The organism is Enterococcus sp. DIV1298c, from assembly GCF_017316315.1.
GTDB classification, from domain to species: Bacteria; Bacillota; Bacilli; order Lactobacillales; family Enterococcaceae; genus Enterococcus_B; species Enterococcus_B mangumiae.
This window is the reverse complement of sequence record NZ_JAFLWG010000039.1, coordinates 16,096-41,280: the sequence shown is the minus strand read 5'-3', so window position 1 is coordinate 41,280 and position 25,185 is coordinate 16,096. Positions and strand designations below refer to the sequence as shown.

General features: G+C 39.3%; 22 protein-coding genes. 3 read left to right on the top strand and 19 right to left on the bottom strand.

Annotated elements, in window-relative coordinates:
• Nucleotides 1-215: 215 nt before the first annotated feature.
• Together JZO83_RS09525 and lepA are read right to left on the bottom strand one after the other, a co-directional pair.
• Nucleotides 216-479, bottom strand: coding sequence for a hypothetical protein (locus JZO83_RS09525; RefSeq protein ID WP_207115602.1), 264 nt, complete (start codon nucleotides 477-479; stop codon nucleotides 216-218).
• Between the two features lie 174 nt (nucleotides 480-653).
• The gene (gene lepA, locus JZO83_RS09520) at nucleotides 654-2,489 is read right to left on the bottom strand and encodes a translation elongation factor 4 (protein WP_207115601.1); all 1,836 of its coding nucleotides are present in this window, start codon (nucleotides 2,487-2,489) and stop codon (nucleotides 654-656) included.
• 148 nt (nucleotides 2,490-2,637) lie between these two features.
• Here lepA and JZO83_RS09515 point away from each other — a divergent pair, with 148 nt between their 5' ends.
• Genes JZO83_RS09515 through JZO83_RS09505 form a run of 3 tightly spaced genes read left to right on the top strand, consistent with a single transcriptional unit; the run spans nucleotide 2,638 to nucleotide 5,031 of the window.
• Entirely contained in the window at nucleotides 2,638-3,855 is a 1,218-nt protein-coding gene (locus JZO83_RS09515) for a GNAT family N-acetyltransferase (RefSeq protein ID WP_207115600.1), read from the top strand.
• 20 nt (nucleotides 3,856-3,875) lie between these two features.
• Nucleotides 3,876-4,370, top strand: a complete 495-nt coding sequence (locus JZO83_RS09510) for a nucleoside 2-deoxyribosyltransferase (protein ID WP_206858883.1) — start codon at nucleotides 3,876-3,878, stop codon at nucleotides 4,368-4,370.
• The gene (locus tag JZO83_RS09505; RefSeq protein ID WP_206858882.1) at nucleotides 4,363-5,031 is read left to right on the top strand and encodes a hypothetical protein; all 669 of its coding nucleotides are present in this window, start codon (nucleotides 4,363-4,365) and stop codon (nucleotides 5,029-5,031) included. Before JZO83_RS09510 ends, JZO83_RS09505 begins: the two co-directional genes overlap by 8 nt.
• An 80-nt stretch (nucleotides 5,032-5,111) precedes the next feature.
• Here the strand turns inward: JZO83_RS09505 and JZO83_RS09500 are convergent, their stop codons facing one another.
• From JZO83_RS09500 to nrdR, 17 genes are all read right to left on the bottom strand, one after another.
• Nucleotides 5,112-5,966, bottom strand: a complete 855-nt coding sequence (locus JZO83_RS09500) for a GRP family sugar transporter (protein ID WP_207115599.1) — start codon at nucleotides 5,964-5,966, stop codon at nucleotides 5,112-5,114.
• 150 nt (nucleotides 5,967-6,116) lie between these two features.
• Nucleotides 6,117-8,699 carry a glycoside hydrolase family 38 C-terminal domain-containing protein gene (locus JZO83_RS09495; protein WP_207115598.1) on the bottom strand — a complete coding sequence of 861 codons (2,583 nt, stop codon included), beginning with the start codon at nucleotides 8,697-8,699 and terminating at the stop codon, nucleotides 6,117-6,119.
• Between the two features lie 2 nt (nucleotides 8,700-8,701).
• Nucleotides 8,702-9,811 carry a PTS fructose transporter subunit IIC gene (locus JZO83_RS09490; RefSeq protein ID WP_206858878.1) on the bottom strand — a complete coding sequence of 370 codons (1,110 nt, stop codon included), beginning with the start codon at nucleotides 9,809-9,811 and terminating at the stop codon, nucleotides 8,702-8,704.
• A gap of 27 nt (nucleotides 9,812-9,838) precedes the next feature.
• On the bottom strand, nucleotides 9,839-10,153 hold the full coding sequence (locus tag JZO83_RS09485) for a fructose PTS transporter subunit IIB (RefSeq protein WP_206858876.1): 315 nt from the start codon (nucleotides 10,151-10,153) through the stop codon (nucleotides 9,839-9,841).
• A gap of 23 nt (nucleotides 10,154-10,176) precedes the next feature.
• Nucleotides 10,177-10,566, bottom strand: a complete 390-nt coding sequence (locus JZO83_RS09480; RefSeq protein WP_207115597.1) for a PTS sugar transporter subunit IIA — start codon at nucleotides 10,564-10,566, stop codon at nucleotides 10,177-10,179.
• Between the two features lies 1 nt (nucleotide 10,567).
• Nucleotides 10,568-12,475: a BglG family transcription antiterminator gene (locus JZO83_RS09475; RefSeq protein WP_207115596.1), complete on the bottom strand. Its 1,908-nt coding sequence runs from the start codon at nucleotides 12,473-12,475 to the stop codon at nucleotides 10,568-10,570.
• A 281-nt stretch (nucleotides 12,476-12,756) separates the two neighbouring features.
• The gene (gene clpB / locus JZO83_RS09470; protein ID WP_206858872.1) at nucleotides 12,757-15,366 is read right to left on the bottom strand and encodes an ATP-dependent chaperone ClpB; all 2,610 of its coding nucleotides are present in this window, start codon (nucleotides 15,364-15,366) and stop codon (nucleotides 12,757-12,759) included.
• 216 nt (nucleotides 15,367-15,582) lie between these two features.
• Nucleotides 15,583-16,635, bottom strand: a complete 1,053-nt coding sequence (locus JZO83_RS09465) for a lysylphosphatidylglycerol synthase domain-containing protein (RefSeq protein WP_207115595.1) — start codon at nucleotides 16,633-16,635, stop codon at nucleotides 15,583-15,585.
• A gap of 10 nt (nucleotides 16,636-16,645) precedes the next feature.
• On the bottom strand, nucleotides 16,646-16,918 hold the full coding sequence (locus JZO83_RS09460; protein ID WP_206857271.1) for a DUF1294 domain-containing protein: 273 nt from the start codon (nucleotides 16,916-16,918) through the stop codon (nucleotides 16,646-16,648).
• Complete coding sequence (locus JZO83_RS09455; protein ID WP_207115594.1) at nucleotides 16,899-17,837, bottom strand: YegS/Rv2252/BmrU family lipid kinase; 939 nt, start codon at nucleotides 17,835-17,837, stop codon at nucleotides 16,899-16,901. The genes JZO83_RS09460 and JZO83_RS09455 overlap by 20 nt, the downstream gene beginning before the upstream one ends.
• A gap of 200 nt (nucleotides 17,838-18,037) precedes the next feature.
• Nucleotides 18,038-19,270 (bottom strand): peptidase T, encoded by a 1,233-nt coding sequence (gene pepT, locus JZO83_RS09450; protein WP_206857260.1) that lies wholly within the window; start codon nucleotides 19,268-19,270, stop codon nucleotides 18,038-18,040.
• A gap of 14 nt (nucleotides 19,271-19,284) precedes the next feature.
• Nucleotides 19,285-20,406, bottom strand: coding sequence for a Nif3-like dinuclear metal center hexameric protein (locus JZO83_RS09445; protein WP_207115593.1), 1,122 nt, complete (start codon nucleotides 20,404-20,406; stop codon nucleotides 19,285-19,287).
• Nucleotides 20,407-20,408: 2 nt separating this feature from the next.
• Entirely contained in the window at nucleotides 20,409-21,101 is a 693-nt protein-coding gene (locus JZO83_RS09440; protein WP_207115592.1) for a tRNA (adenine(22)-N(1))-methyltransferase TrmK, read from the bottom strand.
• 229 nt (nucleotides 21,102-21,330) lie between these two features.
• Nucleotides 21,331-21,762: a hypothetical protein gene (locus JZO83_RS09435; RefSeq protein ID WP_207115591.1), complete on the bottom strand. Its 432-nt coding sequence runs from the start codon at nucleotides 21,760-21,762 to the stop codon at nucleotides 21,331-21,333.
• A gap of 187 nt (nucleotides 21,763-21,949) precedes the next feature.
• Nucleotides 21,950-22,876 (bottom strand): primosomal protein DnaI, encoded by a 927-nt coding sequence (dnaI, locus tag JZO83_RS09430; protein WP_010735315.1) that lies wholly within the window; start codon nucleotides 22,874-22,876, stop codon nucleotides 21,950-21,952.
• Nucleotides 22,876-24,258, bottom strand: coding sequence for a DnaD domain protein (locus tag JZO83_RS09425; RefSeq protein ID WP_207115590.1), 1,383 nt, complete (start codon nucleotides 24,256-24,258; stop codon nucleotides 22,876-22,878). Before JZO83_RS09425 ends, dnaI begins: the two co-directional genes overlap by 1 nt.
• A gap of 22 nt (nucleotides 24,259-24,280) precedes the next feature.
• Nucleotides 24,281-24,766 carry a transcriptional regulator NrdR gene (nrdR, locus tag JZO83_RS09420; RefSeq protein WP_207115589.1) on the bottom strand — a complete coding sequence of 162 codons (486 nt, stop codon included), beginning with the start codon at nucleotides 24,764-24,766 and terminating at the stop codon, nucleotides 24,281-24,283.
• Nucleotides 24,767-25,185: the final 419 nt, after the last annotated feature.

The following is a 25,185-nucleotide window of genomic DNA, read 5'->3' as shown; positions in this document are numbered from 1 at the left end:
TGACTCTTTTTTAAAATCCATTAATTAACTGTTTAACTTAGATGAATTGGAGTATATACGTAATATTCTCTCTTTTGCCATTTTAGCGAGTAGATAAATCTGACTTTTAAATATAACCTATATACTCTTTAAAAAATAAATCAAGTTTCATCATCACTCTATTCTAAAATGCATAATCACGACTCACTTAACCTTTTAGAATAAGATTGTTAAAATCAAGAGGTTCGAAACTGAACAAATATATCAAAATCATCTTTTGGCATTTCACCAGTAAACTCTGAGATTTGCTTGTAAATTTTATCTTTTCGTTCTTGATCTATTTCTAAACTATTTATTTCGTCTTTATTAATGATATAAAGGTCACCAGATCTAATTAATTTTCTAGTCATTGTAATTAAAGATTCTTCAAATTCCTGTGTCCAGTCCGGTTCTACTATTTCTGCAATGGTATCAAGTATTAAAGATAAAGATACTTTCATGAGGTAGCAACTCCAATCTTTAGATAGTTTAGGATACTTATGATTTACCTCTATTATAGTAAAAACAAACCTTAACGACATCTTCAAAATGGTGTCGTTAAGGTCTTCTCAATATCTTCAACTTTATTGTGTGGAACTGTTCGATTAATTCTCTTTAATAGAACTCAAATCTTCCTATTTCTTCGGTTCATCCTCATCCATCTTAAGAACGGCCATGAAGGCTTCTTGTGGAACTTCGACGTTACCGATTTGTTTCATTCGTTTCTTACCTTCTTTTTGTTTTTCAAGAAGTTTACGTTTACGGGAAACGTCACCACCGTAACATTTTGCCAATACGTTTTTACGTAAGGCTTTGATGTCTGAACGGGCAACGATTTTTTGACCGATTGCTGCTTGGATCGGTACTTCGAATTGTTGACGAGGGATCAATTTTTTCAGTTTTTCAACGATTGCTTTTCCACGTTCATACGCAAAATCACGGTGAACGATGAAGCTTAATGCATCGACTTTTTCAGCATTTAGCAAGATATCCATTTTGACTAGCTTGCTCTTTTGATACCCTGACATTTCGTAATCAAGTGAGGCGTAGCCTTTCGTACTTGATTTTAGTTTGTCGAAGAAATCAAAGACGATCTCTGACAATGGCAAGTTATAAACGACGTTGACACGGTAATCATCTAAATAGTCCATCGTGATAAAATCGCCACGTTTGCGTTGGGAAAGTTCCATGACTGCACCAACGTACTCATTAGGAACCATGATCTGTGCTTTGACAAAAGGTTCTTCAACATCTTGGATCGTTACTGGTTCTGGGAAATCAGCAGGGTTATCGACGACGACCATTGAACCGTCTGTTTTATTGACATGATAGATTACTGATGGTGCTGTAGTGATCAATTCAAGATTGAATTCACGTTCCAGACGTTCTTGGACAACATCCATGTGAAGCAATCCTAAGAAACCACAACGGAAACCAAAGCCAAGTGCTTGTGATGTTTCTGGTTCAAACTGCAACGCAGCATCGTTCAGTTGAAGTTTTTCCAAGGCTTCACGTAAATCATTGTAACGTGATGTGTCGATCGGGTACAAACCGCAATAGACCATTGGATTCATTTTACGATAGCCAGGCAATGCTTCAGCAGCTGGGTTGTCCGCCAGTGTCACTGTGTCCCCCACACTTGTATCTTGGACTGTCTTAATGCTGGCAGTGATATAACCAACATCACCGACCATCAAGAAGTCACGAGCAATCGTTTTTGGTGAGAACACGCCGACTTCAGTTACATCGAACGTTTTACCATTACTCATCAACTTGATTTTATCACCTGGTTTGACCATACCGTCAGTAATACGGACGTTCAATACGACCCCACGGTAACTGTCATAGACAGAATCAAAAATCAATGCTTTCAAAGGTGCTTCGATATCGCCAGAAGGTGCTGGTACATATTCAACGACTTGTTCCAGTATTTCTTCAATACCGATCCCAGCTTTTGCACTTGCTAACACTGCTTCACTGGCATCAATACCGATCACTTCTTCGATTTCGTTACGTACACGCTCTGGATCTGCGGCTGGTAGATCGATTTTATTGATGACTGGTAAAATTTCTAGGTCATTGTCTAATGCCAAATAAACATTGGCTAATGTTTGTGCTTCAATTCCTTGTGCGGCATCCACGACTAAGACGGCGCCTTCACAGGCAGCCAAGCTTCGTGATACTTCATAGGTAAAATCGACGTGCCCTGGGGTGTCGATCAAATGGAAGATATACGTTTCGCCATTTTTTGCAGTATAGTTCAATTCTACGGCATTTAGTTTGATCGTGATCCCACGTTCGCGTTCTAAATCCATGGAGTCTAATAACTGATCTTGCATTTCACGAGACGTCACAGTGTTCGTCTTTTCCAAAATCCGATCGGCCAATGTTGATTTCCCATGGTCGATATGAGCAATGATCGAAAAATTTCGAATTTGCTCTTGGCGTTGTTTCATTTTCTTTATATCCATAGCGTCTCCTCTTTTCATATAATCAGCACTTTTCATTATACCAACGAAAAGGAGGAATTTAAAGACTTTTTCCTTCTAAGGACTTTAGAAGTTTTTTTTAGAAACTTTTGTTATACTGTGAACAAGCAAATAAATTGGAGTTGAAAAAATGGACCAAACAGATTTTAGAGAAAATTTTGAGTTGAAGCCTGTCACGGAGGAACATGTTGACCAGTTTAATGAGTTACTCTCCTATGTTTTTCAAGTCACTGACTCAGATATTGAAGAAAGTGGTTTTGAAAACAAACGGGAATTCGTGCGTTCAAAGCGACCGATCCTGGAGTTATCCAATGTATTCGGTTGGTTTCATAAAGAAAAACTGATTTCTCAAATCGCGATCTATCCTTGTGAAGTCAATATCCACGGGACACATTACCAAATGGGTGGTGTAACTGGTGTCGGCACCTATCCTGAATACGCTAATCATGGATTGATGCAAGACTTGATCATCGTGGCTTTAGACAACATGCGTAAAAATAAACAGTGGATTTCTTATCTCTATCCTTACAATATTCCCTACTACAGGCGTAAAGGTTGGGAAATTATGTCAGATAAGTTATCCTTTAAAATACGTGATACGCAGCTACCTAAACAAGTGCCTGTTTCTGGTATTGTTGAACGAGTACCTGTCGATCACGAAGATGTTTTTCGAGTGTATCAACAATTTGCCAGTAAAAATCACGGAGCATTGTTCCGTAGTGCGTTTCACTGGGAAGAATATTGGCGTTTCGAAAATGAAGAAGAACGAACTGCGGCGATCTATTATAATAGCAACAATGAACCAACTGGTGTACTGTTTTATTGGGTCGCAGAAGAAGTATTCCACGTGAAAGAGATGTTTTATCTGAATCAGGAAGCACGTAACGGATTGTGGAATTTCATCTCTGCCCACTTCTCCATGGTTTATTGGGTACATGGTGATATCTATAAAAATGAACCACTTGCTTTCTTATTAGAAGATAGCCAGATCAAAGAACAGATCGAGCCTTATTTTATGGCAAGGATCGTTGACGTGAAAGAATTTATCCAGCGATTTCCTTTTTCTGGTACAGCAGAAGATTTCCATTTTGTCGTGGAAGATGCCGTTGCACCTTGGAATAATGGTGTGTTCGGCTTGAGTTGGCAAAATGGTGATCTATCGATCGTTGATGAACCGATCGGGCGAGAAGTTCGCTTAGATATCCAAACTTTGACGTGCCTAATGATGAATTATCGTCGTGCTTCTTATCTTGCTCGAATCGAGCGTTTAACAACTGACGAGGAGATGGTCAAGATACTTGAACAGATCATCCCGAACATGGAAGCTTACTTCAGTGACTATTTCTAATATTAAGGAGACTGAAACAAATGAATATTTATTTTGCAGCGCCACTCTTTGCAAAAGGAGATTTACTTTATAATGAATCTCTTGCAAAAAAAATCCGAGGGATATCATCTGATTTGACGATCTACCTTCCACAAGAAAACGAAGCAATCAATGACAAAACTGCTTATGCAGACAGCAAAATGATTGCCTTGGCAGATACAGAAAAAGTTCTGGAAAGCGATTTGATGATTGCCCTCTTAGACGGACTAACGATCGATGCCGGTGTTGCTTCTGAAATCGGGGTAGCTTATGCAAAGGGTATTCCAGTTATTGGCTTATATACCGACTCTCGCCAACAAGGAGCGACTCATCCGAAAAAAGTAGATGCATTGCAACACATCGGTGAAAATCAGTTCCATTATTTGAACCTTTATACAGTTGGTTTGATCAAATTGAACGGTACGATTGTTTCTTCTGAAGAAGCGTTGATCGAAGCGTTGGAATCTTATCTAGCAGGGGGAAACATCCATGAGTAAGACAGTGAAGAAAGTGCAACTCGCCTTAACGATTTTTGGGTTCTTCGTTGTTGGTTACAATATTTTCGAATTTGTGACGAACAAATATTCAACGACTCAAGGAATTACGTTTATCGTTGAGTCATTAGCAGGAATCCTATTGATTTATTTACCACAAATCGTCCGCCGATTATTCAAGATCCATGTGCCTGATGCGATTGTTTTATTTTATTGGTTTTTCTTGTTCATCTCTGTATTTTTAGGAACAGGATTACATTTGATCAGCATCATTTCATTTTGGGATAAAATCCTACACGCAGTTAGCCCAATGGTTCTGACTGCATTAGGTTATGGTTTGATTGGTTTCTTGTTGAAAGATGCGGCAATCGAAAAGACTAGTCCGTGGTTGTTTCTTTTATTCGGGTTTGCTTTTGCTGGACTATGCGGTGTTTTCTGGGAGTTTTGGGAGTTCTTATGCGATCAATTCTTAGGCATGAACCTGCAACGTTTTGCTGCTTCTGACGGTACGCTTTTTGTCGGACGTGAAGCCTTGATGGATACGATGGGTGACTTATTGACGAACACGATTGGGGCGTTCATCATGGGCATCTATGCGTGGGTCCAAGTGAAAAAAGACCCGATGCATTTTGAGAGTTACCGATTGCAAAAATTGGATCACTGATCGACAACACTATTCGAGACAAATAAATAATTAAAGTGACAAGGGATCAAACAACATCCCTTGTCACTTTTTTTGATTCTTTACTTTAAAAGGCTCATCCCAATGACACCGACTACGTATACCAGTGTCCCAAAATAAACCGATCGTTTTTCTCCTGCGGTTTTCTTTTCTCTTAAAAGAATGATACTTCCATAGGTTGCCACAAGTAGGCTCATTTGCGAGAACGAATAAGTGACACCGACACCTAAAGAAGAAGATATTGCAAATAATGTCGTGTTAGCAATTACCCAAGAACTTCCGGTAACGATATTTCGAGTAATGGCTTTGAGTCTCAATTGATTGATCTTTTTCATTGAGATGATGATTCCCCCACCGAACATGCCAATGGATTGTGGCAAGAAAACTTGTACTCCATGGATACCAAAATAACTTGTGATCGTTACATAAAGCATCAAAAAAGCAGAAGAGATACATAAAAAGAGAATGACTTGTTTTGCCACTGCACCCTTCCCTTTGCTTGTTTTTGTCACCAACAATACCCCAACTAAAATGACAGCTAGTGCTAAAATCGACAGGAGTGCGACAAAGACACTCGTCCACTCTAATAGAAAAATACCAGAAACGAGTGTGACAAACGCGAGTTGTGTTCCCACAGAGATCGGCATCGCTTTTGATACTTCTGCTTTTTCTAACGCACGGAACTGAAAGTATTGTCCGACAGCCCAAAATGCGCCGGATAAAAAACAAATGATAAATACAGATAGTTGATAAGTTACCTGTTGGGTCAAACTAAAGATCAAGCCAAACAATAATGCAGCAATCGTTGTACCAATCAACTGTTCCTCAGACTTGCCGCCCATGATTTTAGATAGTATCGGCATCATTCCCCATCCGAGTGCTGGGATCAACGCTAAAAATAAAAGGTGTATCGACATAATTTCTCCTCTTTCAACTTCACAACTAAATAAAGACACAAGTAGCCAGTTCGTCACTTCTAAAACCCGATGGACGGCCTACATACAACCGCCGATAAACGGTGTTCCAGAAGCAACTCACGTTCCTCTACTTGTGCCTCAACATATTTTTTATTTTGTTAACAAATAACTGGCTAAGCCATAGCCGCTGATCATTTTTGTATCCTCTACTACTTCTTCCAAGGCATTGATGCGTGTGTAGCCATATCCTGCAAAAAGCTTTTCTGGATCAAGTGAACGCGCTTCTTTCGTCGCATTGACAAAGCGGATCACTGTTCCTTCTGAGTAATACGCATGATGGATGGCACTAACGCTCAAGCCCTCTTCTAAAGTCAAAGAGAATTGGGTATACGTTTGTTCACTTAAAGCAAGCGGCTGGATTCTACTTTGGATTTTATTGTCGATTCGATAAACAAAATAATTCAAATCTTGTAGCTGATAAGAAATCGACGGTTGTTCTTTTTCTGTTTTCCAGGTCACTAATGTGTTTTCAGAGATGTCTTTTGATTCCAGGCGAACGGAGAAAGTAAAATCGATCAGTTGATTTTCCATTTGCGCAAGCGGCGTGTCCATCATGATATGACCTTTTTTCGTTGTATCGCCAGACGCACGGCCTGGTCGGTACATCAAATCGGGTTTACCTAATGAATCAGTCGTAGCTAATACTGTGACATATAACGAATCATCGATATATTCGTATTCTTTACTTTGTTCTGTATAAAACACAAGTGCTTCTTCTGGACTATATGCAATCACTTGCTTTTCAAATGGTTCGATATTCACTGGCATCTCAGAGTATTTTTGCTCCCAATCGGTCATTGAGCGATTCGTTTTTTCTAAGTAACCAAATTGGATCGCTGAAACGACTTTCTCGATTGGTTGACTCAGCTTTGTTTTGATTCGGACACGGTGATTTAAAACAGTATTTTCAAAAGAGAGTGCGCCTAATACTTCTCCTTGTTCCGTTAAACGTAGAGTAAGTTGGTAAGCGAAGTTTGTTGTCGATTGACCTTTGATCCGTTCTTCCAACGTATAAGGAAGCTCTAGTTTGCCTTCTAAGACCAAAGTATCTTCTGTTCCTTTACATGAATCAAACGTCAAAGCGAATGGGTGATCGTTTGGTATCGGGGAATAATCGTACGTGTCCCCTGCGTTGCTATCGTCTATGACTGTCAAGAAATCTTGAATCGTTTGTTTGCCATCTGAAAAGACCAGCTGCCCCTTTTCAAAACTCAAGGAATATTTCCCTTTTGTGAGTGTTGTCCGTGGATTCATCTCAGGCAGATCGACGGATGTCTGTTCAACGAAATCAAACACTTGATAACCTAATCCATCAAATGAGCAAGCAACTTCTACTTGTAAAATATAGTATCCTGGTTCTTCGATAAAACGATTGCCCGCAGGCGTTTCTTCCATGATATTTTGGCGACTAGGCACATAGTCCATTGAAATGACAGAAGACTCATGGCCTAATACTTCGATCTGATTGCCTTTTGAAATGAGCTTCACTACTTTTTTCCCTTTGAATGGCGTAGCTGAAGTATTTAAAATCAGAAATTGCTGATCGGTCAACTGTAATCCTTCAGAGATTCTTTTCAATACCAAATTCTCGATACTATCACAGATTTCTGATACTTCTTTTAACCGATGCGCGATATCTTGTGCAACACTATCTGATACACAGCCAGCTAGACTATCATGCGCTTGACATTCGAACAATTTTTTCCATGCTTTCATCACTAAACGATTACTTAAAACGATGCCTAATTCCTTAGCAATCACTAACATCGGCTCGATTTCTAATGTTAGCTTGTTCTCTAATCTGAAAATCTCACGTTTCAAATCCATCCGAACAGAACCGATCGTTTTATGCACCCGAGCAAAAACAGGCGCACGAAATTCCCCTTGATATTCCTCTAAATCTTTTTGACGAACCAATCTCATAAACTCTTGATAGGTGCTTGTTTGATAGTTATATTTCCCGATTTCATTGATTTTCTCGATTTTTTCTTCTAGAGACGAAATGATCCCTAATTGATCATTTCCTGTTGGAATCAGGATATCTGTTTCGTCTGCGTAGCTTTTGATAAAATCGATGCCTTTATCTAAACGTCCTTCCACATAGCTTTTTGTCGGTTCTAATTGTTGTTGCGCACCGTATCCTTGCGGAAAGTTCACAGCATACAATTCATTCTCCCCACTTAAACTTTTCCATTTGAAATAAGGCGATTGTACATGTTCACCTAAGTCGATGCCCCGCCAAAAAATGATATTGTCAAAACCTGCTTCGTTTAAGATCGTTGGCATTTGTGCATTGAAACCAAAGGTATCTGGCAGATAACCGATTGGTAGATGCTCACCGTACTTCTTACTTTCAAAGACACCGACCATTGCATTTCTTAAAATCGACTCTCCTGATGCAAAAAAGGCATCGGTTTGTGTGTACCAAGGGCCAATAAATAATTGACCCTTCGCAACTAATTCTTTGATCTCTGGTAATTTCTCTGGATAAAGCTCCAAGTAATCATCTAAGATCGAAAGTTGTCCGTCTAATACAAACGTAGCATTAGGTTGTCTTTTCAACTCTTCCAAGACATCTGTAAACAACTGATCACTTAAAACGATGCAATCCATTGAAGTAAAGTACCATTCTCTATCCCAATGTGTGTGATTTACAATGTGTATGTTTGTCATGGTTAAGCTTCCCACTGTTCTTCCCAAGCAGCTTCATCGAATTCTTCAACTGCTGATTCTACTTCTTGTCCAGCATCTTTTGAACGTAGTAAGCTAGTTAAGATCGCAATGAACAACGCACCTGTCGCAATCGAAATCACATAGATTGGCCATTTCTCAACGGTGAACCAGCCATAGAAGCCTGAGATCGGTGCGGTATTCACTGCACCTAAACCAACGGCCATCGCAGAACCTAAAGCAGAACCAATCATGTTGATCGGAATCACTTTCAATGGATTTTCTACTGCAAATGGGATCGCTCCTTCAGAAATACCGACTAGACCCATGATCACTGCTGATTTTCCAGCTTCTTTTAATTCATTGTTGTATTTGTTTTTAGCAAAAATCGTTGCTAGTCCTAAACCGATCGGAGGAATGATGATTGCAACTTGTGCCGCTGTATTTGGGGCATAGACATTGCTTGTCAATAGTGCCATTGCTGTTGTCACTGCTGCTTTGTTGACTGGTCCGCCTAAGTCAAAGCCAACCATTGCACCAACTACTGCTGCCATAACGATCGCATTACCGCCGCTTAATCCGTTCAACCATGATTCTAAACCAACATTCAATGCTGCAAATGGTGTCCCGATCACGTAATTGACTAAAAGAACGGTGATCAGCGTGCCTAATACTGGGACAAGAAATACTGGAACTACTGAAGCCATTGATTTTGGTAATTTGATTTTATTTTTGATCAACAAGCACGCATAACCAGCGATCAGACCAGATACGATCGCACCTAAAAAGCCTGCATTGATATCTTTGACTAACATCCCTCCGACTAAACCAGGAGCAATTCCTAATTTATCTGAAATCGAATAGGCAATAAATGCAGAGATCACTGGGAACATCAAACCTAGAGCTGTTCCGCCGAAACCATCTAAACTGTGTAATAAACGAATGATTGCATTGGCACTTTCACCATGTGAACCGTCCCAAATATCGACAATACCGAAAAATGAACCGCCCACACGAGAAATGGCCATGATGACCGCTCCAGCGATCACTAACGGTATCATATAAGAAATTCCTGTTAAAACATGATTTTTGATTTCACTTGCAATTTTTTTCATTACTTTCTCTCCCCCACGAATAATTGATTAGTCGACCATTTTTAGTGCATCTTCGATGACTTTTTCTGCATTCTTGATTGGTGCTGCAACTGGTACTTTTAAAATCTGTTTTCCTTTGAAGCGCTCTTCGTTTCTAACTTTTGTATCTACTGCAAAAATAACGACTTCGCCAATGTTGCAATCTTTTTCAGTTAGTTCATTTTCGATACCTGTCGCTCCTTGTGTTTCCACTTTGATCAAATCGCCACGTTTTGCTGCTGCTTTCTTTAAAGCTTGGGCTGCCATGTACGTATGTGCGACACCTGTAGCACAAGCTGTCACTGCAATAATTTTTCTTTTCATCTTATTTTCCTCTTTTCGTTTGTTTATTCGCTCAATAGTTTGGCGATTTGTTCCTTATTTGTTTCAGTTTTTAGCTGTGCAGTAATCTCATCGTCCATCAATTTCATCGCAATTTCAGATAAGATTCTTAAATGTGTATCGCCTTTTTGTGACTCTGGAATCGCCAATAAGATCACAACTGAAACTGGTTCTTCATCTAATGATTGCCAATCGATTGGCTGTTTCAGTCTAGCAAATACGATTGATGGTTCGATCACTGCCTCACTTTTCCCATGTGGGATAGCAATGTTATTGCCGATCCCTGTTGTTGAGTGTTGTTCTCTTTCTAACACAGACTGGATATAAGCTTCTTTGTTGGTACTTTCCATATCTAGAAAAATATGATTAGAAGGTAATAAAGTTGCAATGCTCATATTAAAATTCCTCTTTCAAATAGTTTTTGATCTCTGTTTTTGTTCCTTTTAATAAATATTTTTTTTCACCAGATTCGATGATTTCCAGCATCGTATCGTAGACTTCTTCAAGCTCTTGCGCTGTTTCATCTTTGATACAGATGAAAAATAAATATTTGACTTTCGTTTCTCCCCACATCAATTCATTGGCCAAGCGTAAAAAAACGATTGCCGATTTTTTGACATATTTAGGGGCCCCGTGTGGTGTTGCAAATTTGCCAAAAGAGGTGAAAGAAAATTGTTCTCTTTCTAAAGAGGAAGAAATGATTTCTTCTTCTGCATATCCTTTTTCGATCAACTGTTTCCCAATAAATTGGATCACTTCTTGATAATCCGCAAATGAATGACCCAAAAAGATCAAGTCTTCTTTGATCAAGTTTGCAAAGTGATTCATTGATTTTTCAGGTTTCTTTTGTGCATTCTCTAGAAACAACTCAATTTTTTGACGTTCTAATTTGTTCAGCACAGGCGAAACATTGATCGTTGGGATCGTATCCAGATTCAAGTTGACTGTCGATATCACTAGATCTTCATAGATCGATGTCTGCATCAGCTCTTGGATCGAAAGAATCCGCGAAATCTCGATTTTTTCATAATTTCTACGAATGCGAGCAGCTAAAAGTTGCGATGTTCCTTTCCCACTGCTACAAACAAGTAAGACACTGATTTTCTTTTGCTGTTTTTCTTCAGTTTGTTCCTTCATTGCTTGGATGTGTACAGCTATAAAAGCGACTTCATCTTCTGGTACGTTAATCGCGAAAGTTTGGCTCAATGCATTCGCGAGTTGGATTGCTTCCGTAAAGGATGCTGGAAAGTTTTTCTTCACATCCTGTAAAAATGGATTATGGATCAACAGTCCTTTTTGGATGCGTAGGACAGCTTCTTTGATGTGCATGACTAACCCTAAAAGGATGTTTTCACTGTAAAGGGTTACATTTTCATGGATCAGTTGTCGAATCCGTTTGTCCGTCACTTCTTTCATTTGTGTCGTTTGTTCAAGTAATGTATCGCCTTCCAAATGTAATTGGATATAGTGGACTTCAGATGAAGGTAACGTCAATGAAAAAGCTTTTTCCAGTTTAAGAATAAATAAATCGAATGGTTTATTTTCTCTTATTTTTCCATACACTTCTTCCGTTTCTAAATAGTTGTCCTCTCTGACTCGATCGATCATGATCAACAGATGGAGTAGCAATGAATGATAGGTCGTATCATTCAACTTTGTTCGTGCGTCTTTTAGATATTCTTGCAACAACGTATCGACCAATGTGATGTTGTTCATGTCAATAAAATCATTGACGAAAGGAGGAATCCCTTGGATCGAGTGTAGATATAGCTGTTTCTTTTTGGTGATTTTCCAGTTACTCCCCCAAAAATAGTAAATCAAATCAAATGCTAAGCGCCTCTTTTCTTGCTCCGATAAGTTCAAAAAGGAACCTTTACCGGGTAAACGATCGATGCTGACATTGAAATGACGGAAAATCTCGTGGACTTGGTTCATATCACCTTCTAATGTAGATTTACTTACGAATAATGTATCTTGTAGTTCTTGGCGAGTGAAATAGGTCTTTTTTTTCAAGAGTTCAAAACAAAGGAATTGAATCCGCTCTTTTTTAGAAGCTGGAACTGTTGCCACAGTCGTTGTATCAAGCTCACGTAAAATCTCTGTTGGATCACCGATGATCGAAACACCGATTCGTGGTTTTCTGATTAGTTCGATCGTTGTATCACGAAAGAGTTCATCGATCAATTTTAGTGATTGTGAAACTGTTTTGTTTGATAAATTCATGTGTTTCGCTATTTTTGTGATCGTCGTATGTTGGTTCATCAAAATATATTGAATGATTGCTTTTTCCCGTTCATTGATCATCACTCTATCACCTCATCTACATTTACTATCTTAGCTTCTCTCACGTTTTATGAAAACACTTACTTTTACCGTTTTGAATACAGTAATTCATAGGATTAGTGTTTGGTTTTCTCTCCGTCTTATTCTAAATTCGTCGGAGCATACGAAAATTTAAGCAATTGTTTATTAAGTATAGACGAAAAAAAAGACCTGTCAAAGCAGAGACTATTTGAATAGTCCTCTGCTTTGACAGGTTCTGGGTTCAACTCCATCAACCAACAGAATTAGATGAACAGTTGCTGTTATTCCTCTTCAGGTAAACTTTCTGTTGCGAATGCTAAATGGTTATCAAACAAAGTAATCGTTACTTTTGATTTTGGCATGATTTTGCCTGCTACGATTTCTTTTGCCAATGGCGTTTCGACTTCTTTTGTGATGAATCGTTTCAATGGACGAGCTCCATAAGCAGGTTCATACGCATTTTCGGCAATCCACGTTTTCGCTTCATCACTGATTTCCAAGAGAATATCTTGGCTTTCTAAACGGTGAGCCAAATGAGTGACCATTTTTTCAACGATTCCTTTGACATTATTTAGACTTAGTGGCGTAAAGAGAATTGTATCATCGATTCGATTCAAGAATTCTGGTTTGAAATGACCACGTAGGATCGTTCGCACTTGTTCTTCGACTTCTTCTGGGATCGTCCCTTCTGCTGTGACGCCTTCAAGTAACAATTGTGAACCAATGTTACTTGTCATGATCATCACCGTGTTTTTAAAGTCAACGACACGACCTTTTGAATCAGTTAAACGGCCATCGTCCAGTACTTGTAATAAAATATTAAAGACATCTGGATGAGCTTTTTCGATTTCATCCAACAAGACGATCGTATATGGATTTCTTCGCACCGCTTCTGTAAGCTGTCCGCCTTCTTCATAGCCGATATAGCCTGGAGGCGCTCCGACTAAACGAGAGACGGCATGTTTTTCCATATATTCACTCATATCGATCCGCACCATATGGTCTTCAGAATCAAATAAGTTTTCTGCTAATGCTTTGGCTAATTCCGTTTTCCCTACACCTGTAGGTCCTAAGAAAAGGAAAGAACCTAATGGGCGGTTAGGATCTTGTAACCCAGCGCGCGAGCGGATCACCGCATCACTGACTGCATCTACGGCCTCATCTTGGCCAATGACACGTTTGTGGAGTGTTTCGTTCAACTTGATCAGTTTTTCTCTTTCACCTTCCACTAGTTTCGTCACTGGAATCCCTGTTAAACGACCAACGACTTGGGCAATTTCATTTTCAGTAACAGATTCTTGCACCATCTTGATGTCGCTGTCTTTCGTTTTTGCCTCTAATTCTTGTAATTCTTTCTCTAATTGTGGAATCGTTCCATGGCGTAAAACAGCGGCACGTTCAAGATCATAATTGTTTTCTGCATCTTCTAACTCATGTTTTGCTTTGTCGATTTCTGCACGTTTTGAGGAAACAGTGTTTACTTCTTCTTTTTCTGTTTCCCACTGCATCTTCATCGCGTTGGCTTCTTCTCGAAGATCTGCCAACTCTTCTTGGAGATTTTTTAGACGTTTCTTACTTGCATCATCAGATTCTTTTTTCAAAGCGGCTTCCTCGATCTCCAACTGCATAAGCCGACGAGTAACTTGGTCCAATTCAGTTGGCATGGAATTCATTTCCACGCGGATCGTAGCACTTGCTTCATCGATCAAATCAATGGCTTTATCAGGTAAAAAGCGATCGGTGATATAACGATCGGAAAGTGTAGCTGCCGCAACCAAAGCATTGTCATGGATATTGACGCTATGGTGGATCTCAAAGCGCTCTTTCAATCCTCGAAGAATGCTGATCGTATCTTCGACAGTTGGCTCTTTGACCAATACTTTTTGGAATCGGCGTTCTAACGCTTTATCCTTTTCCATATATTGACGGTATTCATCTAACGTAGTCGCGCCGATCAAATGAAGTTCTCCGCGCGCTAACATCGGTTTTAGTAAGTTACCGGCATCCATACTGCCTTCTGTTTTACCTGCCCCCACGATGTTATGGATCTCATCGATAAATAAGATGATCCGCCCATCACTTTTCTTGACTTCTTTCAAGACTGCTTTTAACCGCTCTTCAAATTCTCCACGGAATTTTGCTCCAGCGATCAAGGCGCCCATGTCTAAAGAAAAAATCGTTTTGTCTTTTAAGTTTTCAGGTACATCTTTACGTACGATTCGTTGGGCTAATCCTTCAACGATTGCTGTTTTACCAACACCAGGTTCTCCGATCAACACTGGATTATTTTTGGTTTTACGTGATAAAATACGGATCACATCACGTATCTCTTCATCTCGACCAATGATCGGGTCCATTTTTCCGCTGCGGACTTGTTGCACTAGATCGACACCATATTTTTCTAACGCTTTATATTGTTCTTCTTGGTTTTTAGAGGTCACACGCTCTCCTCCTCTCATGTCTTCGATATTTTTACGTAATTCTTTTTCATTCAGTCCTTGTTTTGTCAAATAAACAGTCAAGGGGTAATTTTTTAATTTCATCAAAGCTAAAAGCACGATTTCAGTCGATAAGAATTCATCCCCAAAGCTTTCTCTCAACTGATCGGCTTCGTTCAATAAATGAAAAAGATTTTGGCTAAGGTTTTGACCATATTGGACATTGCTACCTGAAACCGTTGGGTATTCATCTAACACTCGATCGATTTCTTGTTCAAATGCGTCTGCATCGATCCCTGCATCCGTATAAAGATTACGCCCAAAATGATTTGGCTGTAAAAAAATCTTCCATAAATGGACGATATCGATTTCTTGGTGTTTTCTTGTCATTGCTACTTGTTGTGCTTCTGCAATCGCTTCTTGGAGCGTAGTTGTCATTTTTTCGCTATTCATATATTTTCCTCCTATGGTAGAAGTTGTTTAGTCAAAGTCAACTATAGCGTTGTCTCTAGTCCGAATCAATCCGTCTAAAGTCTCGTTTTCTTTAACCTTTACATGCTTATTATACTCATTTGGTCAGTTTTGGTCAAAGATTATACTCACTAAAAACAAATAAAATCCGGAAGATTTTTTCTTCCGGATTCTAAGTATATGAGTATCAAAAGCAAATCAGATTTTTCCTTTTGCACGCTTTTTTTCTGCCTTTACTTCGTTGATTTCTTGACGTAAGATGTTCCGTCTTTCTGCAATCACATAGAAAAAACCATAGATGAACGGTAAAATAAACGAACCAAATCGGTAAAGCAATAAGGAAGAAACCGCATCAACTGTTCCAACCACTGGACGAAACAGTAAAAGATAAACAAACTCAAACGAACCAATGCCCGCGGGTGTAGGCAACACTCCTGACAAGACGACTGCAAAGCTAATAAATGAAAATGTCAAAAGAAAATCAAGTGTTGGATGATTTTCTACTAGAAAAAGGTAGGGCATGACATACCAACATAGTAGTTTCAATAGGTTCCAACAATAGATCCTGAGCAGCGCAGTGCGGTCTTTAATGATCGTTTGTACAGTTTCTCTTAAAGAATAAATTTGCGTGTTGCACGTATCGACCCAGCCTCGCAGGCGGTCACTTTTGAATAACCGATTGGAGACTTTGACGAAAAAGACTTGCAGATTCAAACTCACAGATATTGTTACTAGAAATAAGATGATCAAAGCCGTTAAAATGATCCCTGCAATGATGAACCAAATCATATTTGGTGCTTTTTCGTAGAACAAGGAGAATTGAACGATCAAGCCAATGACCGCATAAGTGATCACTGCTAGTTTATACATGATCATATGCAGCGCAGTGACTCCCGCTCCTTGAGAAAATTTCATTCCTTTTTTATTGTAAAAATAAATTTCTGAAATTAGTGTACCAGTCCCAAAAGAGACGATTCGGTAAAAGGCAATATAACAAGAAGTCCAGAAGCCATCGCTTGTGCTGAACGAGTCAGAAAAAGGTTTTGCGATCTCTTTGATCGAACGCCCTTCAACGACTTGGTAAAGTGTGCCGAAAAAAAACATTGCCAGAAGTACTTGGACACTTGTTGAAAGCAACTCTTTAAAAATATCTGCAAAAGATTGATTGATCAAATAATAAATAATAGCAAGAATAGTAGTTACTAATAATAGATTAATGATAATTTTGATTTTTGTTCCTTTAGTAGACATGTATGACTCCTTAATGGAAAAAATAGATCAAGATGAGATCGATCATAATTCCTAGTATGAAAACGACCGTGAACTTTACTTTTTTGGTTTTGTGGCGAAATACACGCTGAGCGATCAGACCACCCAAACCTCCGCCTAACAAACTGACAAACAACAAATTACTTTCAGGAACACGCCATGCGCCTTTTTTTGCCTGACGTTTATCATACCCCATCAAGCCAAAAAGATACACATTGACAATGAACAAGTAAAACCACAAGGGATTATACATCAATACTTCCATCGCTTTCCTCCAACGATTGATTTTCTTCTTTTGGTACGTAGATTGCAATACCTTCTGGAATGACTTTTAATTCGATCGGCAAGTCGTCTGTGATATCGCCATCTGTTCGAGTCGTTACTTTCTTTTCTCGTGCTTGGATATTGATTTGACTTGCAGTCATGTACTTGATACCAGGAACAGAATAGATTTTTCCTTTGATCATTCGAGGTAAATAAAAAGCAAAACGGAAAAAATCTAATGAAGGCACGATGGTAATGTGGAACTTGCCATCATCTGGCGCTGCGGAATCATCGAAACGAGTGAATCCTCCGACTGAGTTGGACATCGTGATCGTTAGTAATTGTGTCTTTCCTTGCCAATGCTCTTCTTCTGTTTTGATATCTAAATGATATTTTTTCTTTTTCAATAATAATTTCACGAAACGTTTGATAAAAATCCATGAACCATACTTTTGCTTTTCTTTTTGACTGATCCAAACGGCTGTGTCGGCTAATATACCGATCGTCAAAGTAGAAATCACTACTTTATCATTTACTTTCCCATAATCGATTTTACGGATCGATTCTTCTAACATCGCTGCTGCGGCTTCTTCTTTTTCAAAAGGAATGCCCAACACTTTCGCCAAGTTATTGATCGTTCCACCTGGCAATAAACCAACTTGATACTGGTCTAACTCATCTTGGAACGCTTGAATGATATGGTGGATGGTGCCATCGCCACCGATGATGACCAATGTATCTACTGCATGTTCTTTCGCTTTTTGTCTCAATGTTTCATCTTTGATCGATGGTCCAGTTTCAGTTAAGTAGACCTCAAGTTCTGGACGATGTTCAGCAACATAGTCTTTGAACCAGTTTGCTAAGTCTTCCCCTTCGTCACTTCCTGAACTTTTGTTATAAAACACGAGTAATTTTTTCATGCGACTTATTCCTCCTACTTCCTGCAAAAAACAAGGGGGATGGATGCAAAAAACACTCACCCTCCCCCAATGAACAGTGTTACGAGTGCTGACCGAAGTCCCCTCGTTTCAATCATATGCCAACTTAGTCTGGCAATCAACCAACAATCCCAAATGTTTGTTTGAATTTTACTCTTTTTTATTTGTTGAAAACAGAGCGATTACGCTTGTGTATTCAATTCTGCAATTTTAACGATCACATCAGTCGCTTTTTCCATCACTTGTAGTGAGACAAATTCAAAACGCCCATGCATGTTTTCGCCACCGGCAAATAAATTCGGTGTTGGAATCCCTAAATAAGAGATTTTTGAACCATCTGTTCCACCGCGTACTGGTTCGATCACTGGCTTGATCTCCAATTCGATCATCGCTTTTTCAGCTAAATCAACGATACTCATATCTTTTTCAATGATTTCACGCATATTGTAATATTGATCATACATGTCTACTTGGATACGTTCTTGATCAAATCGTTGATTCATTTTTTCTTGGATACTTGTGATCATCGCTTTTCGTGCTTCAAATGACTCACGTTTGTGGTCACGGATGATATAGCTCATCTTCGCTTCTTCAGGGCTGCCTGTCAATGCCATCAAATGGAAGAATCCTTCGTACCCTTCAGTTTTTTCAGGTACTTCATCTGCTGGTAATTCATTATGAAAATCGATCGCCAATTGCAAGGCATTGATCATTGTGTTTTTCGCTGTACCAGGATGGACATTTTTCCCTTGGATCGTGATATTCGCTTGTGCAGCACTAAATGTTTCATACTGTAATTCTCCTAATGGCCCGCCATCGATCGTGTATGCAAAGTCCACATTGAATTGCTCGACGTCAAACTTATCTGCCCCCACCCCGATTTCTTCATCTGGACCAAAGGCAACTTTGATCTCACCGTGAGGGATCGAAGGATTTTTAAGCAAGATCTCCATCGCTGTCATGATTTCTGCAATCCCGGCTTTGTCATCTGCACCTAATAAAGTCGTGCCATCAGTTGTGATCAATGTATGCCCATCATAATTTGTTAAATTAGGAAAGTCTTTGGTATTCAATGTGAAACGACCTTCTTTATCTAACACGATCGTTGACTCACCGTCATAGTTTTCAATGATTTGCGGATTGACACCTACCGCATTGAAATCAGCTGTGTCCATGTGGGCAATAAAACCGATCGAACGCACGTCATGATCGACATTACTTGGCAATGTAGCAATCACAAAGCCGTTGTCAGCATTGTAAGTCACATCAGATAAGCCTAGATCTTCTAATTCTTTTTTCAATACTTGCGCAAACTCTACTTGTGTTTGAGTAGATGGCGTAGTGTTGCTTGTTGGATCGGATTGTGTTTCCGTTTTGACGTATCTTAAAAAACGTGGTAATAGATTTTCGTACATAGATGACTCTCCTTTTATTTAAATTCAAATGGATTGGTTGATGTTTCTGAAACAAAAAAGTCAACCTGCCAATTCTCTTCTTTTTTCCAACTCTCAAACTTTTCAACAAATTTTTCTTTGCATAATGATTCGATATAATGACCAGGATCGATTGCCGCCAATCCGGCACTTTGCATGTCTTGTGCGGTATGGAAATAAATATCCCCCGTAATATAGACATCTGCGCCTTGTGCTAGCGCTGCGGGATAAAATTTCTCCCCACTACCGCCACAGATTGCCACGCGTTTGATCATTTTTTGCGGATTTGTTGGTCGAACCACACGTAAACCGTCTAGTTGAAAGACTTCTTTCACCTGTTCAGCAAAATCATCCAATGATTGTTCCATCGGTAATTCACCAATACGACCAAGTCCCCATGTTTTGACTGGGGCATCGATCGAGAACAGATCAAAGGCTGGTTCCTCGTAAGGATGCGCTGCAAACATCGCTTCTAAAACATTTTTTTCAATTGATTCTGGAAAAATCACTTCAACTTTTGCTTCTTGGACTTGTTCGGGACGGCCCACTTCACCAATTGTTGGGTTTGCCCCTGCTTTTGGTCGGAAACGACCTTGTCCGACAGAAGTAAAACTTGTACTGTCGTATGCGCCTTGTTCACCTGCACCTGCTTTGGCTAAAGCAGCTCTTAAACTTGGGGCATCGTCGACTGGCAGATAGCTGATCAATTTTTTATAACCTTGTTCATGCGTTTTGACGAGATAGCCGGTTACGTCAAGTCCTAGTTTTTCGCAAAACCAATCATTTAAGCCATCTTCGATAATATCCATATTTGTATGTGCCGCATAAACAGCAATATCATGCTTTAACAAATCAGCATACATTTTCTCTTGCGGAGAATCAGTGATCAAGCGTTTGACTGGTCGAAAGATTGGCGGATGCTTGGCAATCAAAAGATCGATTTTTTTCTCAATGGCTTCAGCAACAACTTCTGGACGGACGTCTAATGTCATCATGACACGTTCGATTGGTTTATCCAAAGTACCGATATGCAACCCCACAGGATCGCCGTCTTCTGCTAACCATTGTGGACAATAACTTTCAAATTTTTTGATGAACTCTTGCGCTTTGATGGCCATATCTATAAAACCTCCTTGATCCAATCCACTTCTTGCTGGATCGTCTCCCGTCTGTTTTTTTCACTCGCATTTTTTAACTGCTCTAAGATCACTTCACGTTGTTTCAACTCACGTTGCCACTTTGCTAAAAATATTTCGTTTTTCTCTGCGAGTAAGTGTGGTCCAAACATCAATTCTTTTTCAGAATACTCGATCGTTTGCTCTTTCTTTTCTGCTACGATGACCTCATAGATTTTTTTATTTTCTTCGAGGATCTCTTCTGCAATAATTTGGTAGTTGTTTTCTTTCAGCCATGTTCGCAAGGTTTTCTCCCCAATGTTAGGCTGTAAGATCAAACGTTCCTCACCAGATATTCGCTGATTTTTTCGCCCAGCTTCCAAGATGTCACGAATCAGAGAACCACCCATTCCTGCAATCGTGATCGCATTGATTTGATCTTTCTTTTCGATTGCATCTAATCCATCGGCTAAGCGTACCTCGATCCGATCTGCCAATCCATTTTTCATCACTTGTCGTTTCGCTGATTCAAAAGGTCCTTTAACGACTTCTCCGGCTACCGCATAGTCGATTTTACCTTTTAGCATTAATGCAACAGGCAAATAAGCATGATCTGAACCGATATCTGCTAGACGAGCAGCATCTGGTACGAAACGTCCGACAGTTTCAAGACGTTTCGATAAATCTGTGTGATTCATTTTTCCACTCCTTAACTACTGAATGCTTGGCTATGAACAATTTTTATGCCTTTAGCCAAAACATGTCTATAAGCATAAACTTACTAGTTGTTATCTTATTTTATTCGACAACTTTTTTCTAACACCTATCATAACACTAGTTTACGTTTAATAGAAAAAAGAACTGGGCATTTGTCCCAGTCTTTTTCATTCATCAATCAAAAAAACGTTGTTCGATTTCTTTACTTAATTATTGAACAGTGATTTCAATGATCGAATTCCCAGGAACTTGTGGCGGGATCGACATTGTCATAACTGCCATTTCGACTAATTTGAATTCGACTTTTTCTCCTTCTTTCAAGGAATCGACACCATCAGTGATTTGATCCACTGAGGCATTCAAGATCACGCCATCATTGCTGAATGAAGAACCAATATTCGCTGGATCTTCTATTTCTTTTACATCTTTGATGGTGATTTGATAAACATCACCTTCAGCTTCACCGAAGCTTTCGATCGTACCAGTAAATACACTTTGTTTTTGTTCGGTAGAACTATCTGTTTCCACTGTCGATTCTGCATTGATCGAATCGATTGAACCTGTACTTCCTTCTTCGTTACCACAGCCTGTCAATGTAAATAAGAGACCGGCAGCAACTAGACCAGTTAAAATAGCTTTCATCATATATCCTCCGTGTAATTTCTTGCGTTACTCGTTTTTGATGATTCCATCCGGTTATTTCTTCAAGTCCATGGATTCGTTTCATCTTAACTTTGTTCATTTTATGAAAATTTTATTTGAAAAGGTGAAAATCAGTGACAGTAGAGTAGATACTCCAACCTGTATTTTTCGATGAGCGATTGAGACATTAGCCATTTCGGCGATTTCGTCCTGTCATTTCGATCTCTTTTGTTAAATAGCGGATCCGTTCCATGATCCGTTTTGCTTTCAATGGTTCTTCATCGCCACGTTGTGTCACAGTCAAATGCTGTTCTAATTCGTTCATCGTGAAGTTTGATGAAAAGAAAGTTGGTAATTGTTCTTGCATGCGATATTGTAGGATCACGCCAAAAACTTCATCACGAATCCAACTGCTCATTGCATCTGCTCCGATATCATCGATCATCAGAATCGGTGATTTCTTCACAGCATCCAATTTTTCCGCCACTTGGTCTTTGCCGATCGCTTGCTTCATTTCAACTGCAAACGTTGGAAAATGAACCAATGTGGTCGTAAATCCTTTGATTGCCAATTCTTTTGCTGTTGCGCCTAAAAGATAGGTTTTCCCGATACCAAAACTACCTACCAAATATAACCCCTTATGGAAGCTTTTAGGATCAGCTGAGTATTGTTCAACAAAGTCTAATGCTTCTAAGCTGGCATATCCACGTCCATCTGTTCGTTCGAAGTTTTCAAAGGAAGCAGACTGGATGTCTTTTGGCATATCCATTGCTTTGACACGGCTCTTGATCTCTTCTTGTTTTTGACGAGCTAAAAGTGCTTCTGTCGGTACATACGTCACATCGACGTAATGGAAATTCAAAGTCAATTTAGGTTCATATCCTGGAGCGATCATGGTTGGATCGTTTGTTTGATATTTCCTTTTTTCCTGTACGTATTCATAAAGTTTGGCATAACTTTTTTCGATATCTGCTTGAGTCAATCGGTCTTGATGGGCTGACAGAAAGGCTTGAACATCCGCATCATTCAAAACTTCAGCAATCATCTCGGAATATTTTTCTTGGTAGTTGCGTTTACTGATGATTTTCTTCAGTTCTTTTCCCACATCTTCCATTAGCTCTCACCTTCCTTTTTAGCCAGATACTCTTTAAAGCGACGATCGATCTCGGCTTTTTTCTCTGTACTGATTTGTGTTTCGTCTTTCGGTTGATTGACCCAATCTGGTAATTTTTCTCTTCGGACATTGCGTCGATAATTTGAGGAATTGTTTTGTTTGGTCGTCTTCGGTTGTTTCGCCTTTGTCTTCAAGGTATGAAGATGTTCGATGGCTTCTTCAGGGGTGTTGATCTTTTTTTGCGCCCACTCATTCGCAATCGTATTGACAAAGCTCGCATTTAAGCTTGCATGATTCTTGATGACTAATACGTAGTTGATCAAAATATTGATAACACCGCTAGATAAACCGGATTGTGAAACTAGATCTTGCAACAGCCAATTTTCTTGTTTAGAGACGTACCCGCCTTTTTCTTTTTTTATCGCTTCGAGATAACGCATTGGTGGGGTTTGTCGTGCCACTTGGATCAATTGTTGTGCCGCACTAGGTAAAGCTTGATTGACTGCCGTACTCATTTCAGGCGGTTCCTCCGGATCTAAGGTGCTGTCTGCTTGCTGTGATGTACGTTGTTGTTGCTGGCGTACTAAGACGATTCTTTGGAGTTCTTTTAAAGACACTTCTTCTGTTGTAAAATCAAAGGACTGTAAAATCAGTTCTCCTAAAGTCAGCTCATCAAAACCATAGAGCTGCTGATACATTTTGACTTGTTTAAGGACTTCTTCTTTCAATTGGTTGATGTGTTGTTTCTTCAACCAATCAGTCAAAAACGTCCAGTCAAACGAGCTAGACTCTTCAATCAGTGTTTTTGTTTCACTTGGTGTGAATCTTTGTTGGATCGATTCCACTTGTTCTTGATTTGCTGCATAGACTGTTTCATTGAACCGATACACGTCTAAAAACTTTTTAGTGACTTTTTGATACCCTTCATGCGAAAGATTTTTTGGTTCGAATAACTTGGTCAATTGGCTAAAACGACGTTCACCGACTTTTTCTAAAAGTAAAAAAGAAAGTAACGTATCGTTGAAAAAGGCGGTCACATCCATCGGTTCTAACAGCTCATAAAGAAAACAACTGCCTAAGCTTTCATCGTTTTTGAAATAAACTTCTAAAAGACCGATTCCTTCTAATTTCTTTCGTGCTTCATAAAATTGTGGTAAGCCACAACTCAAACTGCTCAATAGATCAGCATGTAAGCTTTCTGGACCTGTCCCAGTTTCTAACGAGATCTCAGAGTATAACGTCAAGTACAGACTCAACGCTTCTCCGCCGATCAAAGGTTGGTAAAGGGATAACAAGGCAGACTTTCCTTCTTCTTTCAAAGGACTGCTTTTTCTTCCTTGGTAAATATTTTTCGGTTGTAATTCTTTCCACGCATTTTCCAAGGAATACACCCTCCTTTATTAATTACGCGTCATTTTCGTTCTTGCTTGTATCTTTTGCTTTATCGACAATGTCTTGCAGTTCTTTTAAAAAGACAGACATATCTTTGAACTGACGATACACACTTGCAAAACGAATATAGGCAATTTCATCTAAGTTTACTAAATCTTCCATGACATATTCGCCAATCAGATTCGTTGAAACTTCATTTTCGCCAAGACTTCTTACTCGATTTTCTACATGGTTGACGATTTGTTCCATTTGCTCCATCGCAACAGGCCGTTTTTCAGCCGAACGGATCAGGCCTCGTAAAATCTTATCACGATTAAATTCTTCACGTTCACCATTTTTCTTGATGACCAATAGTGGTGCCGCTTCGATTCGTTCAAAGGTAGTAAAGCGGAAGGAACATTTTTCGCACTCGCGGCGTCTTCTTATTGCTCGACCATCGTCCGCTTGGCGACTATCGATCACTCTTGAATTGTTGTGTTGACATCTTGGACATCTCATCGTAATTTTCACCTCTCTTGGTGTAATTTGATCGCTTATTTGTTTGAATCAGATGAAGTTGGTACATCAGTCAACTCGTCACACCAGAAAGAATCTATGGTGTTCAAAACGCTGAGTTGCAACACTAAGCTTAAAAATTATAAAATATGAAAAGAATTTTTTCAATTTTTATCTTACTGCTCAGGTCAATGTACTTTTCACAACCTCATTGCTGAGTATCTGTTGATTTTTTCATCCACGGAGTCTCTAAGAAAAGATCATGTGGATCGTAATAAACGTTTTCTTATTACTGCTTTTAGTATAACATGAAACAATTCCACAATGCGACTGTCCTAGTCAAAAAAACGCATGATGTGAAAGATTTGCTGTGTTTTCTTGTAGACAAACGAAAACAGACTGGTCATAGTCTGACCAGTCTG

Coding starts and splice junctions, on each gene's coding strand:
- JZO83_RS09525 (WP_207115602.1), bottom strand. CDS start 479: ATGAAAGTATCTTTATCTTTAATACTTGATACCATTGCAGAAATAGTA.
- lepA (WP_207115601.1), bottom strand. CDS start 2,489: ATGGATATAAAGAAAATGAAACAACGCCAAGAGCAAATTCGAAATTTT.
- JZO83_RS09515 (WP_207115600.1), top strand. CDS start 2,638: ATGGACCAAACAGATTTTAGAGAAAATTTTGAGTTGAAGCCTGTCACG.
- JZO83_RS09510 (WP_206858883.1), top strand. CDS start 3,876: ATGAATATTTATTTTGCAGCGCCACTCTTTGCAAAAGGAGATTTACTT.
- JZO83_RS09505 (WP_206858882.1), top strand. CDS start 4,363: ATGAGTAAGACAGTGAAGAAAGTGCAACTCGCCTTAACGATTTTTGGG.
- JZO83_RS09500 (WP_207115599.1), bottom strand. CDS start 5,966: ATGTCGATACACCTTTTATTTTTAGCGTTGATCCCAGCACTCGGATGG.
- JZO83_RS09495 (WP_207115598.1), bottom strand. CDS start 8,699: ATGACAAACATACACATTGTAAATCACACACATTGGGATAGAGAATGG.
- JZO83_RS09490 (WP_206858878.1), bottom strand. CDS start 9,811: ATGAAAAAAATTGCAAGTGAAATCAAAAATCATGTTTTAACAGGAATT.
- JZO83_RS09485 (WP_206858876.1), bottom strand. CDS start 10,153: ATGAAAAGAAAAATTATTGCAGTGACAGCTTGTGCTACAGGTGTCGCA.
- JZO83_RS09480 (WP_207115597.1), bottom strand. CDS start 10,566: ATGAGCATTGCAACTTTATTACCTTCTAATCATATTTTTCTAGATATG.
- JZO83_RS09475 (WP_207115596.1), bottom strand. CDS start 12,475: ATGATCAATGAACGGGAAAAAGCAATCATTCAATATATTTTGATGAAC.
- clpB (WP_206858872.1), bottom strand. CDS start 15,366: ATGAATAGCGAAAAAATGACAACTACGCTCCAAGAAGCGATTGCAGAA.
- JZO83_RS09465 (WP_207115595.1), bottom strand. CDS start 16,635: ATGTCTACTAAAGGAACAAAAATCAAAATTATCATTAATCTATTATTA.
- JZO83_RS09460 (WP_206857271.1), bottom strand. CDS start 16,918: ATGGAAGTATTGATGTATAATCCCTTGTGGTTTTACTTGTTCATTGTC.
- JZO83_RS09455 (WP_207115594.1), bottom strand. CDS start 17,837: ATGAAAAAATTACTCGTGTTTTATAACAAAAGTTCAGGAAGTGACGAA.
- pepT (WP_206857260.1), bottom strand. CDS start 19,270: ATGTACGAAAATCTATTACCACGTTTTTTAAGATACGTCAAAACGGAA.
- JZO83_RS09445 (WP_207115593.1), bottom strand. CDS start 20,406: ATGGCCATCAAAGCGCAAGAGTTCATCAAAAAATTTGAAAGTTATTGT.
- JZO83_RS09440 (WP_207115592.1), bottom strand. CDS start 21,101: ATGAATCACACAGATTTATCGAAACGTCTTGAAACTGTCGGACGTTTC.
- JZO83_RS09435 (WP_207115591.1), bottom strand. CDS start 21,762: ATGAAAGCTATTTTAACTGGTCTAGTTGCTGCCGGTCTCTTATTTACA.
- dnaI (WP_010735315.1), bottom strand. CDS start 22,876: ATGGAAGATGTGGGAAAAGAACTGAAGAAAATCATCAGTAAACGCAAC.
- nrdR (WP_207115589.1), bottom strand. CDS start 24,766: ATGAGATGTCCAAGATGTCAACACAACAATTCAAGAGTGATCGATAGT.